The following is an 805-nucleotide window of genomic DNA, read 5'->3' as shown; positions in this document are numbered from 1 at the left end:
CGTATAATGGGTATGGATGGCATCCTGATCTGGTGACTGGCGAGATCAAGCTCAATTGCCGTTGGGCGACAGCACAGCAACAGATGAACAACCTCAAGCGCCATTGGCAGAAGCCAGAGGACCGCGAAGGCTACCAGAAGTTTGAGTCGTTCGCCGAAGAAATCGGTGATGACATGGACGAAGATGAAACGGAGGACGAAGATGGAACCGATTAGTAAGGGCTCAAGCTTTAGCTTCGGAACGGAAGACCGTAATGGCGTGTCTACGCAGGAAATTGCAGCATTGCATAGGCAGGCATTTAAACGCCTGGAGGGTATCTATTATGATGCCACGGAGCTTACTCTGGCCAAAGCAAAGGTTTTGGCTGGGGATATAATTGCCTCCGCCAAAAGAACAGACACCAACGCACAGATCCTCACTAAGGCACTAATTGCGGCTTTGGAAATGTATCCCTGCTATTAAGGAACAAGACAATGGCAAATGAACAGATTACGCAGATTGAAAAGGCTATTCGCGATAAGTCCAAGCGCGAAGCCGAAGCAACCTTCAAAACTGCCTGGGATGGCTTTGCATATTTACATAGCAGACCAGGTGGTGGTTTGGTAACCAATGCACTTTCTTATGAGGAACGCAAAGTACTCAGCGAATTCCACCAGAAAATGCTTGTGGCATATATTGCAGACGAGCAGGAACGTGCAGTAGATGCATTCGTGGTAACGTATTCCAATCTGATTGTGCAGTTTCCTGATCTTGTGGAACAGGTGAGGGAAGAAGCCATTCAGGAAATGGGCCAATGAGCAAGGTA

3 protein-coding genes are annotated in these 805 nt (G+C 48.1%); all 3 read left to right on the top strand.

The features are described from left to right. Positions 1-215: hypothetical protein (locus tag VJI93_RS08285; protein ID WP_324009243.1), on the top strand; the 215-nt coding region annotated here is incomplete at its 5' end. Next, a complete protein-coding gene (locus tag VJI93_RS08280; RefSeq protein ID WP_324000456.1) occupies positions 202-462 on the top strand; it encodes a hypothetical protein in 261 nt (86 codons plus the stop codon). The genes VJI93_RS08285 and VJI93_RS08280, both read left to right, overlap by 14 nt. Positions 463-473: 11 nt before the next feature. Beyond that, the gene (locus VJI93_RS08275) at positions 474-797 is read left to right on the top strand and encodes a hypothetical protein (RefSeq protein WP_324009242.1); all 324 of its coding nucleotides are present in this window, start codon (positions 474-476) and stop codon (positions 795-797) included. Positions 798-805 lie beyond the last annotated feature (8 nt).

The sequence above is a fragment of the Parvimonas sp. M20 genome, assembly GCF_035282425.1.
Lineage (GTDB): Bacteria > Bacillota > Clostridia > Tissierellales > Peptoniphilaceae > Parvimonas.
This window is presented reverse-complemented; position numbering and strand designations above follow the sequence as displayed.

Bases quoted from the DNA above. Each gene is read 5' to 3' on its own strand.
- VJI93_RS08280 (WP_324000456.1), top strand. From the start codon at position 202: ATGGAACCGATTAGTAAGGGCTCAAGCTTTAGCTTCGGAACGGAAGAC.
- VJI93_RS08275 (WP_324009242.1), top strand. From the start codon at position 474: ATGGCAAATGAACAGATTACGCAGATTGAAAAGGCTATTCGCGATAAG.